The following is a 14,021-nucleotide window of genomic DNA, read 5'->3' as shown; positions in this document are numbered from 1 at the left end:
AGTACTTTTACAGGTCAACAATTTGAGGATTTTTCAGAAATAGCTGCAAAAGATAGTGTCGATTATTAATTTATTTTAAAGAGAAATTTTTGATTGAAGAATTTTGATTATTTAAAAAAACAGAATTGCGATTTAACAAGAAATTAATGGTGTTATTTTTGTCGTTATTTATAGTCGCTTTTAATTTAGCCTAGAATAGTATCTTAAATTCAATATTCTTTTTTTGCATAAGAGAAAAATTATTAAAATATCTAATGCTATAATTAATCACATAGAAAACAAAAGCTGTTTATACAGTGTTAGAAACGATTATATCGGAAGAAAAGAATGGATTTTGTTAATAAGACGGATCGCAAAAAATACGGCTGTTATATGTTCTAAATTTTTATGAATGATTGAGGAAAGTGTTGTTTAAAAATGACAATTGAATTATTTTATCTAAGAAAAGTTTTTTTAACCCAAAAATTTTATCAATAATTCTAATTGTGATTAATGAATTATAAACTTTTTGGTAGCGTTGGAGAGAATGGCGGTGTAAACTTACCTTGTAAGAAGTAATAATTATATTGTTAATTAATAAAACTTTCCTTACGCAATTTGTCGGAAACTTATTTTTAATAATAAAAAAGGGGAATAATGTGATGCAAGTATTAATTTTAACACACAATATCTTAGTTGAGAGACCTTTAGTTGAGAAGCTGCAGCGCTTAAACATTGAAGTGTTAAGCTCGGCAAAATTACTAACGATGCTTCAAGCGAAACGAGTGCCATTAGATGTTCTAAACTTTTTTGATGTCTTGATCGTTAGCGAAACGATCTCTGATCAAGAATTAGCGATTATTCTTAATGAGGTTGGCGGGAAGTTTACAATCATTAGAGAAACAGATCGGATACCTCAAAAAGATGAAAAAGCTGATTGGGAGTCAAGAGGTGTTGATGAATGGCTGCTTGAAGATGAAACACTTAGCGGGTTAAGAGAGAAGCTTGCTGAGAAGACGTTGAAAGAATCCGTTTATTCAATTGGTTTTGGTATGAGAGCTCAGCAAGAGGAAAATCAATATGAAAAACGACCTATCCCACTTTGGAATCTAACTCGTTCAGAACGCGAAATGTTGAGTACGCTAATTTCAACTAAAGACGCACCGATCAGTCGGAGTGATTTAGCTGTAAAAATTTGGGGCGATAGTGATTCTGCAAGCCATATGACTCGGTTATCTACTATTATTAAACACCTGCGCAACAAGTTGAAAATCGATGGCGTTGAATACGATGTTATTCGCACGAATTGGGGCGAAGGTTATCAATTATCAAAAGTTTTCTTTGATCATTATATTGTTGATGATCGTATTATGGAAGAGATAAAAACTGGAAATTAAGTCTCAGACAGACTGTAGTCAAAACCCATATGGGTTTTGACTACAGTCTGTTTTTGCGAAAAAACTCGTTCTATTTTCCAAAACCTCTATTTATTGCTAAACTAGCATTATAAGTATAAAGGAGCGATTTTAAATGGAAAAACGAGTGATAATCATGAATTTTGACGTAGAATCCAAAGCGTATGAGGCCTTTTCTAAAGCTAAACGTCTTCATATGAATAAAGCATTTAAAGGCGAACAGATGGCAGTTGTTCATCATTCTGATGATGGAGAGCACAAATTTGAAATTGAGGATTTTTTAGACTTTACTGGTAGCAATAAAAGCTCTACAGGCGGTCTGATAGGTATGATGGTCGGTATTCTTGGAGGCCCAATCGGTATCTTATTAGGTTGGTTCACCGGTGGAATGATTGGAGCGACACAAGATGCGAAAGAAGTTCGCGATGCGACTGGTGTTTTTGAATTTTTAGTTGATAAAATCGGCGAAGGAGATACTGCATTACTGTTGATTGCCGAAGAAGATGACAATCGTCCGCTAAATCAATTAATCATGATGGAACTGGGTGGAGAAATCACTCGTTTGGACTACGCAGATGTTGAAGCTGACGTGAAGAAGACACAAGAAATCGCTAAACATTCAAAAGAAGAAGCTGAACAGAAGAGAGATTCAGAGAAGTAACAGGAGAAAATTTTACTTTGTTTGGATTGCGTAAAGCAGGACTTTCTTCTAGAATGATAGTAATTTGATAGAAAGTCAGGAGAATTATGGAATTAGAATTTTTAGGAACAGGTGCTGGCGTGCCGGCAAAGCATCGAAACGTCAGCGGTCTTGCGTTGAAGCTACTAGATGAACGCAATGCGATTTGGCTGTTTGACTGTGGCGAAGGCACTCAGATGCAAATTTTACGAACAAATATAAAACCACGTAAAATAGAAAAGATTTTTATCTCACATTTGCATGGAGATCATATTTTTGGTCTGCCTGGATTGTTAAGCAGTCGGTCTTTTCAAGGTGGAGAGGAACCGATTACTATTTACGGACCAATAGGTTTGGAAAATTATGTTCGGACTTCGCTGCAAGTAACAAAGACGCACCTCGCCTATCCGCTGCAATTTGTTGAGCTTAAAGAAGGGATCGTCTTTGAAGATAAGCAATTTACTGTTGAGTGTATGCTGTTAGATCATGGTATTGAAAGCTATGGATTTCGAGTAACGGAAGCAAATCATGAGGGGATGCTGCAAGTTGAAAAACTGGCTGAATTAGGTATACCAGCGGGGCCGATTTATGGAAAATTAAAGCAAGGCCAAACCGTCACATTGGCTGATGGACAAGTGGTTGATGGGAAAGATTTTGTTGGTGAAGGCAAAAAAGGGCGAATTGTGACGATTTTTGGCGATACTCGCATCACAGACAGGTCCAGTCAATTTGCTAGAAATAGTGATGTGATTGTTCATGAAAGTACTTTTAATAAAAATGAAGCAAAACTCGCACGAGCCTACTTCCATTCCACGACACAGCAGGCTGCAATGATTGCGAAAGAGGCTCAAGCAGAAAAACTAATATTGACACACATTTCTGCTAGGTATCTTGCGAAAGAAGCAAAAGAATTAGAAGAGGAAGCGAAGGAAATTTTTCCGAATACTCAAATTGCGAAAGATTTGGATATTATCGATATTCCATTTTCATAAATGAATCAAATAACCTTTACAGAAAGAAGGGAACACAATGGATTTAACAGATAAAATCGTTGTCGTGACGGGCGGATCCGCCGGCTTAGGCGAACAAATCTGCTATGAGGCTGCGAAACGAGGAGCAATCGTTGTAACTTGTGCTCGCCGAATTAATTTGATTGGGCAAGTAAAGGAGCGTTGCAGCGAACTAAGCGGCAAAGAAGCGTTTGCTTTCCAATTAGATATTGCGGATCCTGATAATGTAGAATCAGTAATAGAACGAATCGAAAACGAAGTTGGTACAGTGGATGTGTTAGTAAATAACGCTGGTTTTGGATTGTTTGATAATTTTGTCGATTTTGATTTGGAAGCTGCCAAAAATATGTTCAACGTCAATGTTTTGGGTATGATGTACTTCACGCAGAAAATCGCGATCTCGATGGTCAACAATAAAAAAGGACATATATTTAATGTAGCATCCATGGCTGGTAAAATGGCAACGCCAAAGTCAACCGTTTATTCTGCCACAAAATTTGCAGTACTAGGTTTTTCTAACGCTCTGCGACTAGAGTTGCGTCCAGCTAATGTCTATGTGACTACCATCAATCCAGGACCGATCGCCACTGAATTTTTCGATAAGGCCGATCCAAGCGGCAGTTATTTGGAAAACTTAAGCGGTATCGTTTTAGATCCTCATAAGCTAGCCAAAACAATTGTTAATAAGATGGGGAAAGCAACACGCGAAATCAATCGCCCGTTCATTATGGAAGGCGCGAGTCGTTTTTATGGGTTATTCCCGCATATTGGAGATTTTTTAGCAGGCGGATTATTCAATAGGAAGTAGGAAAGCAAATGAAGAAGCAATGGAAAGTTTTTTTAGGATTTATTTTGGTTTTGCTGATCGTGATTTTTGCGCTTTCCAATAGTCAAGAAGTTCCAGTCAATTTCTTGATCAAAAAAATCTATTTATCGCTTGTTCTTGTTATCATAGGGTCTGCTTTGATAGGAGCATTGGTCGTTTTTCTAACTTCTGGAGCAACGCTTTTACAACAGCGCAAAGAGATCAAACAGTTAAAGGAAACGATTCAAGGCTATGAAACTAACAATGAACAAAAACTAGCAGAAGAAAAAGCAGCTTTTCAGCGTGAACAAGAAAATGAAATTGCTATGTTAAAAGCAAATTATGAGAGCCTGTTAAAAGATAAGGATCAGGCGTTAGCAGCGAAGGAAAATTCGCAGGCAGATAAAAAAGACAGTCAACCAATTGATTATTATGATTAGAAAGAGGACTTTAGTTGAAAAACTAAGGTCTTCTTCTCTTTCTTGTCTGATTTATTTTTGCTATACTGATACGGTTGGGAAGTGATAGAGTGAAAAAATCAAACTTCGATTGGCAGTTCGCAGACGCTGCACCGATTGATTCGACATTTAAAGAAGAATTGATGAGTCAGGGATACAGTGAAACTTTTGCTGAGCTTGTCTGGAATCGAAATATACATACGTTAGAAGAGTTTTCACAATTAATGAAAGCGAACATTGATGATTTACACGATCCATTTTTAATGCATGATATGGATAAAGCAGTAGAACGAATTCAAGCTGCAATTATGGAAGGGCAGCCAATTCTAGTTTATGGTGATTACGATGCAGATGGAATCACTAGTACTTCGATCATGCTGGAGACCTTAGAAATGATTGGTGCAGATGTTCATTATGTACTGCCGAATCGTTTTATTCATGGCTATGGTCCGAACAAGGAGTTATTTGCCGAGAAAATCAATGAAGGCATTCAATTAATTATTACTGTTGATAATGGAGTTGCTGGGAATGAAGCAATTGATTTTGCCAATTCTCAGGGTGTCGATGTGATCGTTACGGATCATCATGAGATGCCGCCTATTTTACCAGATGCTTACTGTATTATTCATCCTCGTCATCCTGAGGGACATTATCCCTTTGGTGAGTTGGCTGGGGCCGGCGTTGCCTTCAAATTGGCGACAGCATTACTAGAAGAAGTTCCGTTAGAAATGTTGGATCTAGTAACCATTGGGACTGTAGCAGATTTAGTTTCTATGACTGGTGAAAACCGTAATCTAGTTAAGCTGGGGCTGCAAGCAATCAAGCAAACGCAGCGTTTAGGTCTGTTAGAATTACTGAAGGTCAGTTCTGTTGACCTGCAAAAAGTTGATGAAACGAGTATTGGGTTTAGTTTAGGGCCGCGCCTAAACGCTATTGGACGTTTGGGTGATCCGAATCCTGCTGTAGAACTGATGACGACTTTTGATGATGAAGTTGCACGTGGCTTGGCTGAAAAACTTAACAAGATTAATGATGAACGCAAGCAAATAGTTCAAGAAACCACTGCTCAGGCAGCAGCGTTGATCAATCCTGAAGATGGGGTTCATTTGATTGCATCACAGGGGTGGAATCCAGGGGTCTTAGGAATCGTTGCTGGAAATATTCTTAAACAAACAGGACATCCAACGATTATTTTGTCTATTGATGAAAATGGTGTAGCAAAGGGGTCCGGTCGAAGTGTCGAAGCATTAGACCTATTCGGAATGCTGAACACTATGCGGTCTGAGTTTACTCATTTTGGCGGGCACGCGGCAGCTGTCGGATTGACAATGCCGTCGGAGAATATTCAGAATCTGAGAAGGATGATGAATGATTATATCGAGGCAGAACAGATTGATCTGACTAAAGGATCGACCCTGATGATAGATGAGTCGTTAAAGCTATCTGAAATTAAGTTGAAATTCGTTGAAGAATTGAAAAAACTCGCTCCATTTGGAACAGATAATCCTGCACCTCTTTTTTTGGTGGATGGAGAGATCAGCTTTTTCAAACGAATCGGCAGTGAACAACAGCATGTCAAATTTTCGTTAAAAGGTGAAGACGGCCAGTTGGATGCGATCGGTTTTGGTTTTGGTGAAGACGGTGAGAAAATCCAGCAGCCGGATACACAATTCGTAGGAGATTTAGAAATCAATGAATGGAACGGACAAAAGAAAGTTCAATTGCGCCTGATTGATTTTTCTTCGAACGGACTTCAAGTGATTGACCGCAGAGCCAAATATACTTGGTATGAAAAAATCGAAAACGGCAAAGTGCTGTATCTGGCTTTTCAACCAAATAGTCAAAAGTTTTTTGTGAACGAGCTGCAACAGCCGATCACCTTATATGATAAAACTATTGACTGGTCTGAGTATGACCAATTAGTCGTGTTGGATTGCCCAGATCAGAAAGAGCTGCTTAAAGAAATCTCACACAAGGGACAGTTTGAACGTATTTATCTTTATCTATATAGTCCAGATGAGGCTTATCTCAACGGGTTACCAGATCGTGAACAGTTCAAAGCGCTTTATAAATTCTTTGTAAAGCAGCCGCGAGTTGATATACGCTTCAAACTAAAAAATGTTTCGAATTATTTAAGAATTCCAGAAAAATTATTAGTATTCATGATTCACGTGTTTTCTGAGTTAAAATTTGTTACAATAGACGACGGTGTTTTACAAATGGTCGAATCTCCTCAAACTCGAGCTTTTGAAGAGAGCGAGATTTATCAAAAACGCATAGCTCGGATTGATAGCGAAGAGTTTTTATTAATGAATGATATTCAAACTATTAGAAATTGGCTGAAAGGCTAGGAGGAACAACCGAAATGAATTTGAAAGATTATATTGCCAGTATCCCAGACTATCCGAAAGAGGGAATAGTATTTCGTGATATCTCACCGTTAATGGCTGATGGCGAAGCTTACCGTGAAGCGACTAAGCAAATTGTCAATTACGCAAAGGAAAAACAAATTGATATGGTCGTAGGACCGGAAGCTCGCGGCTTTATCGTGGGCTGTCCCGTTGCTTTTGAATTGGGCTTAGGTTTTGCACCAGTTCGCAAGCCGGGTAAATTGCCACGTGAAGTAATTGAAGTTGAATATGAAAAAGAATATGGTACGGATACTTTGACGATCCACAGTGATGCCATCAAACCTGGTCAACGAGTGTTGATCACTGATGATTTATTGGCTACTGGCGGAACGATTAAAGCAACGATCGAATTAGTTGAAAAACTTGGTGGTGTTGTTGTAGGTTGTGCCTTCTTGATTGAGTTAGAGGAATTGCATGGACGTGATAAAATCCAAGGGTACGATATTTTAACTTTAATGGACTACTAAGAGAAAGCTGGAGAGATATTCCAGCTTTTTTATTTTGCCCTTTGAATTGATCGGGACAGTCAAAAAAGCTGTTAGAAAAAATCTAACAGCTTGGGGATTAATTTTTAAGCCGATTTATGATAGTGCTGATCATAAGTCACATAATAAAAATCTTCGGCCGGTTCTTTATAATAGTGTTCTTCTTCGATATCATCTTCATCATATTGACGTTCAGCATAATGCTGTGCATACTTCCGTTCATCCCACAACATAAACCAAACAAGGAACAAGCCAGAAAAAATGACGATCGTAGCTAAAGAACCTAACTTACCAATCAATAAACCTAGTAACAATACAGCGATAATCAAACCAAATCTTCTTACTGCTTTCATCAATAATCACTCCTAATTCGTATTAATGAACTCATTTTTACTAAAGTCAAAAATGAGGTTTATTCTCACCACGTAGATCATTCCGCTAAACTTGTTCTAATTTTTAGACTGTAAATCTAGTTTTAATTATTTATCGGGAAAAGCGGAACAGACATCCTACTATCATGCGAACATGTGTTTGTATATTCATTATACGAATGTTTGTTCGTTTTGTAAAGAAAAAAATAATCGGAAGTAAATTCCGATTAATAAATATGGTTGCGGTACAATCCAACGACCTTCCCAAGAATAGAAACATTGTCGAAAATAAGTGGTGCCAACTCATCATTTTCAGGTTGTAAACGAATATGATCCGATTCGCGATAAAATCTCTTACACGTGGCTTCGTTCTCGTCAGTCATAGCAATGACGATCTCACCATTTGTTGCTGTCGATTGCTTTCTAACGATGACATGATCACCATCATAGATACCAGCGTTAATCATACTTTCGCCGCGAATCGTTAACATGAATAGGCTGCCTTCTTCACTCGACAAATCTGGAGGAACAGGGAAGAAGTCCGATGCTTCCTCTACAGCTAAGATCGGTTCACCGGCTGTGACAACACCTAGCATAGGGATCACTTGCGGAGTAGCTCCTATTTTTTCTAAACCTGTAATGGTCAATTCAATTGCTCTTGGCTTTGTGGGGTCGCGTAGTATCCAACCTTTTTTCTCTAATCTGGATAAGTGTCCGTGGACTGTGGAAGTGGATGAAAGACTCACAGCTTCTCCAATTTCTCTTACAGTGGGTGGGTAACCTTTATCTTCAACGCGTTCATGAATGAAACGTAGAACTTCTAATTGTTTTGTTTCCGTTCTTTTTGCCAATGCCCGCACCTTCTTTCGTTTTTTTTAGTGTAGCATAGTTATCTGAACAAATCAAACAAGCGTTCGCATTTGTTTGTACTTTCAACTTATTTTTTTTTATGTATAATTAGAAAGGGAAAAGAGGTGCTCAAGATGATTAATGATGAAACAATTGCACGTATCAACGAATTAGCTAAGAAAAAAAAGACAGTCGGCTTAACAGATGCGGAAGCGCATGAACAGAAGGTTTTACGGGAAGAGTATATCGCTTCCTTCCGCAGTGGAATGCGCCATCACATCGAAGGGATGAAGGTCGTTGATCCAGAAGGCAACGATGTTACACCAGAGAAATTAAAAGAGATTCAAAAGAAAAAAGGATTACACAACAGAAAGTAAATCTTTTGTTGGTAAGTGATTGAAAAGTCAAAATAAATCGGTTACAATGAATCTGTAATTAAAGTATTTATGACCAAAAAGGAGGAAGTAATTTGTTCGACAAAATCGATCAACTAGGTGTAAACACAATCAGAACGTTAAGTATTGAGGCAATTCAAAAAGCAAACTCAGGTCATCCGGGGTTACCAATGGGTGCGGCGCCAATGGCTTATGCTTTATGGACCAAACATTTAAATGTTAATCCAGCAACTTCATTAAACTGGCCAAACCGCGACCGTTTCATTTTATCTGCAGGTCATGGTTCTGCAATGTTGTACAGCTTATTACATCTTGCAGGCTATCAAGTAACGATTGATGATTTGAAAAATTTCCGTCAATGGGAAAGTAAAACACCAGGACACCCTGAATTCCAACATACAGATGGTGTTGAAGCAACTTCAGGTCCTTTAGGTCAAGGTATTTCGACTTCTGTTGGGATGGCAATGGCTGAAGCCCATTTAGCGGCGACTTATAACCGTGACAGCTTTAATGTCATGGATCACTATACGTATGCACTATGTGGAGATGGCGACTTAATGGAAGGTGTTTCCGGGGAAGCTAGCTCTATGGCAGGTCATATGAAGCTTGGAAAATTGATCGTATTGTACGATTCAAACGACATTTCATTAGATGGACCTACTTCAAAAGCCTTCACTGAAGATGTTGGTGCTCGCTATGAAGCTTATGGCTGGCAGCATATTTTGGTCAAAGATGGCAACGACTTAGAGGCAATTTCTAAAGCAATTGATGAAGCAAAAGCGGAAACGGACAAACCTTCATTGATCGAGATCAAAACAGTTATTGGTTTCGGTGCTCCTAAAGAAGGGACTTCAGCTGTTCACGGTGCACCAATCGGTCAAGACGGTATTGATGCTGCTAAAGCTGTATATGGTTGGGAATATCCTAACTTTACAGTACCAGAAGAAGTAGCAAAACGTTTTAAAGAAGAAATCAATGATAAAGGGGCCAAAGCAGAAACTGACTGGGATGCGATGTTCGCTAACTATGAAAAGGCGCATCCTGAATTGGCGAAACAGTTCAAGCTAGCCTTCGCTGGTGAGTTACCAGAAAACTGGGAAGAGACTTTGCCTGTTTATGAGGAAGGCACTGCGCAAGCAAGCCGTGTATCAAGTAAAGATGCGATCCAAGCAATCACTAAGGCAGTTCCTAATGTATGGGGCGGTTCAGCTGATTTGTCTGGTTCTAACAATACAACAATCGCTGATGAACCAGAATTCCAGCCTGGCTCTTATGAAGGCCGCAACATCTGGTTTGGTGTTCGTGAATTCGCGATGGCAAGTGCAATGAATGGTATCCATCTGCATGGCGGAACTCGTGTTTATGGCGGGACATTCTTCGTATTTACTGACTACCTGCGTCCAGCTGTTCGTATGTCTGCGATCCAAGGATTGCCAGTCGTTTATGTATTAACCCACGATTCAGTGGCTGTCGGAGAAGATGGACCGACTCATGAGCCAATTGAACAATTAGCTAGTGTACGCTGCATGCCGAATGTACAAGTGATTCGTCCAGCTGATGGCAATGAAACATCTGCTGCATGGATTCAAGCGTTGGAAACGAAAAACAAACCGACGATTTTAGTATTAAGTCGCCAAAACTTGCCAGTGCTGCCAAACAGCAAAGACATGGCCAAAGAAGGCGTAGCTAAAGGCGGGTACGTGATCTCTAAAGCGGAATCAGATACACCAGATGGCATCTTAATCGCAACGGGTTCTGAAGTGAATCTAGCGGTTCAAGCACAAAAAGAATTAAAAGCACAAGGAAAAGATGTTTCTGTTGTTTCTCTTCCAAGCTTTGATTTATTTGAAGCACAGGATGAAGCATACAAAGAATCTGTTTTACCAAAATCCGTAACAAAACGTGTAGCAATCGAAGCTGCATCTCCATTTGGTTGGGAACGTTATATCGGATCAGAAGGTAAAATGATTGGCATTGATCATTTTGGCGCTTCAGCCCCTGGAGACTACGTTTTAGAACAATTTGGTTTCACAGTAGGCAATGTTGTAAATACATTTAACGAATTATAATTGTAATAGGTAAAGTTGAGAAGATCTCTCTTCTCAACTTTTTTTGTCCTATATTAGGTATTTGAAACAGAGATTAATAGTTACGACTTGCTATTATCAGTTTACATAATATTTAACTGTGGCACTTCTTTTTAACTGCGCTTACATATTTTCTTTGTAAAAAATAAAAATGTTTATTCGTGAGCAAATTTATTTAGACAGAATTTAAATTCTGTTATACTATCCTTGTGCAAAAGATTGCAAACAAAAAAACGATTAAACGAAAGAGGGACGACAATGAAAGTAGTAGTAGTAGGATGTACGCATGCCGGTACCGCAGCCGTTAAAAATATTTTAGCAAACCACCCAGATGCTGAGGTGACAGTCTTTGAGCGAAATGACAACATTTCTTTCTTATCTTGTGGAATCGCTTTATATGTAGGGGGCGTTGTTAAGGATCCAGCAGGTTTATTCTATTCTAATCCTGAGGAACTTACTTCTCTAGGTGCAAAAGTGAACATGGAACACGATGTAACAAACATTGATACAGAAGCGAAGAAAGTAACAGCAAAAGACCTTAAAACCAATGAAGAAAAAATTGTCGATTATGATAAATTAGTGGTAACTACCGGTTCTTGGCCAATCATTCCGCCAATTAAGGGAATCGAATCAAAAAATGTTTTATTATGTAAAAACTATAACCAAGCAAATGTCATCATTGAACAAGCCAAAGATGCAAAAAAAGTCGTTGTTGTTGGTGGCGGATATATTGGGATCGAATTAGTTGAAGCGTTTGCTGAATCTGGCAAGCAAGTGACTTTGATCGATGGCCTATCAAGAATTTTGAATAAATACCTAGATGAGCCTTTCACGAATCTTTTAGAGAAAGAATTAGTTGATCGGGGCGTAACGTTAGCCTTAGGCGAAAATGTAAATGAATTTGTGGCGGATGATTCTGGTACTGTAACGAAAGTGGTAACAGCCAGCCAAGAGTTTGATGCGGACATGGTGATCCTATGTGTTGGTTTCCGTCCTAATACAGATTTGTTGAAGGGGAAAGTAGATATGCTTCCAAGCGGAGCGATCAAAGTGAACGAATATATGCAATCAAGCAATCCAGATATCTTCTCTGCTGGTGATTCCACAGTCGTTCATTACAACCCAACAGGTCAGGATCAATACATCCCATTAGCAACAAATGCCGTACGCCAAGGGATGCTGGTTGGTCAAAACTTAGTTGAACAAAAAATGAAATACCGTGGAACACAAGGAACCTCAGGGCTATACTTATTTGGTTGGACAATCGGCTCTACAGGGCTTACTAAAGAAAGCGCGGCACTAAATGGTATCGACGTAAATGTAACAGTGATTGAAGACAATTACCGGCCAGAATTTATGCCGACAACAGAAAATGTTTTGATGGAGATCGTTTCGGAAAAGGGAACGAATAAGATTCTAGGTGCACAGTTCCTTTCAAAATACGATATTACTCAATCTGCGAATACATTATCAGTAGCAATCCAAAATGGGATGACGTTAGAGGATTTGGCCTTACAGGACTTCTTCTTCCAGCCACACTTTGACCGTCCATGGAACTATCTGAATATTTTAGCTCAAGCTGCCTTGGCAGAAGCTGAATAAAGAAAGAAGGAGGGGCTCCCCTCCTTTTTTTGTGTTGTTTAAAACATTTTCCAGGATTGGACTTCCTGTTTTTTTAGTGTAAACTAAAATGGGAACGGAGGATTCAAAATGATTTCACTAAAAGAATATCTAACTGGCGGAGAGACTACAATCTCAAATCTGTTATTACAAAACTATACAAAGCTTGGCTTGAATACAAATGAATTTATGCTGTGGTTGCAGCTTTATGCAGCGCATCAAGGGGGAGAGGACTTCCCTGATTTGGCAGCTATCGCTAAAAATATGGGGAGCACAACAGAAAACATATACAGTGTGCTGAATGCCTTAGTTGAAAAAGAGTTTGTCACTCTTGAAACAACTCCGGACGAAAACGGAAGACAAAGTGACCACTATAATTTACTTCCCGCTTTCGAAAAATTGAACATATTGAAGGAACAAGAACGCTTTGAAGCAGAAGAAAAGAATGATTTAGCGGCACAAAAGAAGATGCTGCGATCTTTTGAGCAGGAGTTTGGGCGTCCCTTATCACCAATTGAGTATCAGAAAATTGGCTACTGGTTGAACGATGACCAATATTCACCGGCTTTGATTGAACTGGCACTACAAGAAGCTGTGCTGAATCAAGCGTACAATTTTAAATATATCGAGACTGTCTTGCAAAGCTGGGAAAAGAAAAACATCCGTTCAAAGGCTCAGGTAGAAGAGGAACAACGCCGTAGGAAGCAGATTCTATTGCAAAAAGATGAACAAAATCACTCTGAAGAACTTCCGAAGGTCTCTTTATATAATTGGTTAGAGAGGAAAGATCCAGATGCTTAGTAAAGAAAAAACGATGGAAGCTATGTCGCGAATGTACCAAATGTTTCCAGACGCGGTGGGAGAGCTGCATTCAGAATCGCCTTTTCAGCTATTGATTGCAGTGATTTTGAGTGCCCAAGCTACAGATGTTTCAGTGAATAAAGCTACTCCTGCACTTTTTTCAGCTTATCCGACTCCAGAAGCATTGGCTCAGGCACCTATAGATGATATCATCTCCAAGATCAAAACGATTGGACTCTATCGCAATAAAGCAAAAAATATCAAGGCTTGTGCACAAATGCTGTTAGACGATTACGGCGGGATCGTTCCAGACTCCCGCGAGGAGCTAATCAAACTGCCAGGCGTTGGACGCAAGACCGCCAATGTCGTGCTAGGCGATGCCTTCGGAGAGCCGGCAATTGCCGTCGATACTCATGTTGAGCGAGTTACTAAACGTTTGCGAATCTGTAAATTGAATGCTTCTGTAACTGAGGTCGAAGCCACTTTGATGCGTAAAATCCCCAAGGAGTTGTGGGTCAAAAGTCATCACACCTTAATTTTCTTTGGTCGCTATCACTGTACGGCGCGTTCTCCTAAATGTGAAATATGCCCATTGTTAGACATGTGCCAAGATGGCAAAGATCGTTTAAAAGCCGCTCGAAAATAATTTTCGAGCG

At 39.2% G+C, this 14,021-nt stretch carries 14 protein-coding genes; 12 read left to right on the top strand and 2 right to left on the bottom strand.

What is annotated here, in order from left to right; genetic code table 11:
* Positions 1-641: 641 nt before the first annotated feature.
* The 7 genes from JZO85_RS00390 to JZO85_RS00360 all read left to right on the top strand — a co-directional run bounded on the left by JZO85_RS00390 (position 642) and on the right by JZO85_RS00360 (position 7,224).
* Positions 642-1,376: a winged helix-turn-helix domain-containing protein gene (locus JZO85_RS00390; protein ID WP_207106521.1), complete on the top strand. Its 735-nt coding sequence runs from the start codon at positions 642-644 to the stop codon at positions 1,374-1,376.
* A 133-nt stretch (positions 1,377-1,509) separates the two neighbouring features.
* Complete coding sequence (locus tag JZO85_RS00385; RefSeq protein ID WP_207106520.1) at positions 1,510-2,055, top strand: DUF456 domain-containing protein; 546 nt, start codon at positions 1,510-1,512, stop codon at positions 2,053-2,055.
* An 86-nt stretch (positions 2,056-2,141) separates the two neighbouring features.
* Positions 2,142-3,065, top strand: a complete 924-nt coding sequence (gene rnz / locus JZO85_RS00380) for a ribonuclease Z (protein WP_207106519.1) — start codon at positions 2,142-2,144, stop codon at positions 3,063-3,065.
* Positions 3,066-3,102: 37 nt separating this feature from the next.
* Complete coding sequence (locus JZO85_RS00375) at positions 3,103-3,891, top strand: SDR family NAD(P)-dependent oxidoreductase (RefSeq protein WP_207106518.1); 789 nt, start codon at positions 3,103-3,105, stop codon at positions 3,889-3,891.
* A gap of 8 nt (positions 3,892-3,899) precedes the next feature.
* Positions 3,900-4,328, top strand: a complete 429-nt coding sequence (locus JZO85_RS00370) for a LapA family protein (protein ID WP_207106517.1) — start codon at positions 3,900-3,902, stop codon at positions 4,326-4,328.
* Positions 4,329-4,417: 89 nt separating this feature from the next.
* Complete coding sequence (recJ, locus tag JZO85_RS00365) at positions 4,418-6,697, top strand: single-stranded-DNA-specific exonuclease RecJ (protein ID WP_207106516.1); 2,280 nt, start codon at positions 4,418-4,420, stop codon at positions 6,695-6,697.
* A 14-nt stretch (positions 6,698-6,711) separates the two neighbouring features.
* Positions 6,712-7,224, top strand: coding sequence for an adenine phosphoribosyltransferase (locus JZO85_RS00360; protein WP_207106515.1), 513 nt, complete (start codon positions 6,712-6,714; stop codon positions 7,222-7,224).
* 104 nt (positions 7,225-7,328) lie between these two features.
* Here JZO85_RS00360 and JZO85_RS00355 read toward each other — a convergent pair whose 3' ends face one another.
* Positions 7,329-7,595 (bottom strand): hypothetical protein, encoded by a 267-nt coding sequence (locus JZO85_RS00355; RefSeq protein ID WP_207106514.1) that lies wholly within the window; start codon positions 7,593-7,595, stop codon positions 7,329-7,331.
* 245 nt (positions 7,596-7,840) lie between these two features.
* On the bottom strand, positions 7,841-8,464 hold the full coding sequence (gene lexA, locus JZO85_RS00350) for a transcriptional repressor LexA (RefSeq protein WP_207106513.1): 624 nt from the start codon (positions 8,462-8,464) through the stop codon (positions 7,841-7,843).
* Between the two features lie 132 nt (positions 8,465-8,596).
* On the opposite strand from lexA, the gene JZO85_RS00345 reads away from it, so the two are divergent.
* The 5 genes from JZO85_RS00345 (at position 8,597) to nth (ending at position 14,011) form a co-directional block, all read left to right on the top strand.
* A complete protein-coding gene (locus JZO85_RS00345; RefSeq protein WP_207106512.1) occupies positions 8,597-8,839 on the top strand; it encodes a DUF896 family protein in 243 nt (80 codons plus the stop codon).
* Between the two features lie 92 nt (positions 8,840-8,931).
* Positions 8,932-10,926 carry a transketolase gene (gene tkt, locus JZO85_RS00340; RefSeq protein ID WP_207106511.1) on the top strand — a complete coding sequence of 665 codons (1,995 nt, stop codon included), beginning with the start codon at positions 8,932-8,934 and terminating at the stop codon, positions 10,924-10,926.
* 276 nt (positions 10,927-11,202) lie between these two features.
* A complete protein-coding gene (locus JZO85_RS00335) occupies positions 11,203-12,546 on the top strand; it encodes an FAD-dependent oxidoreductase (RefSeq protein ID WP_207106510.1) in 1,344 nt (447 codons plus the stop codon).
* A 108-nt stretch (positions 12,547-12,654) separates the two neighbouring features.
* Positions 12,655-13,365 carry a DnaD domain protein gene (locus JZO85_RS00330; RefSeq protein WP_207106509.1) on the top strand — a complete coding sequence of 237 codons (711 nt, stop codon included), beginning with the start codon at positions 12,655-12,657 and terminating at the stop codon, positions 13,363-13,365.
* A complete protein-coding gene (nth, locus tag JZO85_RS00325) occupies positions 13,358-14,011 on the top strand; it encodes an endonuclease III (protein ID WP_207106508.1) in 654 nt (217 codons plus the stop codon). Before JZO85_RS00330 ends, nth begins: the two co-directional genes overlap by 8 nt.
* The last annotated feature ends 10 nt before the right edge of the window (positions 14,012-14,021 follow it).

It is taken from the genome of Candidatus Enterococcus murrayae, from assembly GCF_017315985.1.
GTDB classification, from domain to species: Bacteria; Bacillota; Bacilli; order Lactobacillales; family Enterococcaceae; genus Enterococcus_A; species Enterococcus_A murrayae.
This window is presented reverse-complemented; position numbering and strand designations above follow the sequence as displayed.

What these genes read in the sequence shown, in the direction of transcription:
- JZO85_RS00390 (WP_207106521.1), top strand. Translation starts at nt 642, where the DNA reads ATGCAAGTATTAATTTTAACACACAATATCTTAGTTGAGAGACCTTTA.
- JZO85_RS00385 (WP_207106520.1), top strand. Translation starts at nt 1,510, where the DNA reads ATGGAAAAACGAGTGATAATCATGAATTTTGACGTAGAATCCAAAGCG.
- rnz (WP_207106519.1), top strand. Translation starts at nt 2,142, where the DNA reads ATGGAATTAGAATTTTTAGGAACAGGTGCTGGCGTGCCGGCAAAGCAT.
- JZO85_RS00375 (WP_207106518.1), top strand. Translation starts at nt 3,103, where the DNA reads ATGGATTTAACAGATAAAATCGTTGTCGTGACGGGCGGATCCGCCGGC.
- JZO85_RS00370 (WP_207106517.1), top strand. Translation starts at nt 3,900, where the DNA reads ATGAAGAAGCAATGGAAAGTTTTTTTAGGATTTATTTTGGTTTTGCTG.
- JZO85_RS00360 (WP_207106515.1), top strand. Translation starts at nt 6,712, where the DNA reads ATGAATTTGAAAGATTATATTGCCAGTATCCCAGACTATCCGAAAGAG.
- JZO85_RS00355 (WP_207106514.1), bottom strand. Translation starts at nt 7,595, where the DNA reads ATGAAAGCAGTAAGAAGATTTGGTTTGATTATCGCTGTATTGTTACTA.
- JZO85_RS00345 (WP_207106512.1), top strand. Translation starts at nt 8,597, where the DNA reads ATGATTAATGATGAAACAATTGCACGTATCAACGAATTAGCTAAGAAA.
- JZO85_RS00335 (WP_207106510.1), top strand. Translation starts at nt 11,203, where the DNA reads ATGAAAGTAGTAGTAGTAGGATGTACGCATGCCGGTACCGCAGCCGTT.
- JZO85_RS00330 (WP_207106509.1), top strand. Translation starts at nt 12,655, where the DNA reads ATGATTTCACTAAAAGAATATCTAACTGGCGGAGAGACTACAATCTCA.
- nth (WP_207106508.1), top strand. Translation starts at nt 13,358, where the DNA reads ATGCTTAGTAAAGAAAAAACGATGGAAGCTATGTCGCGAATGTACCAA.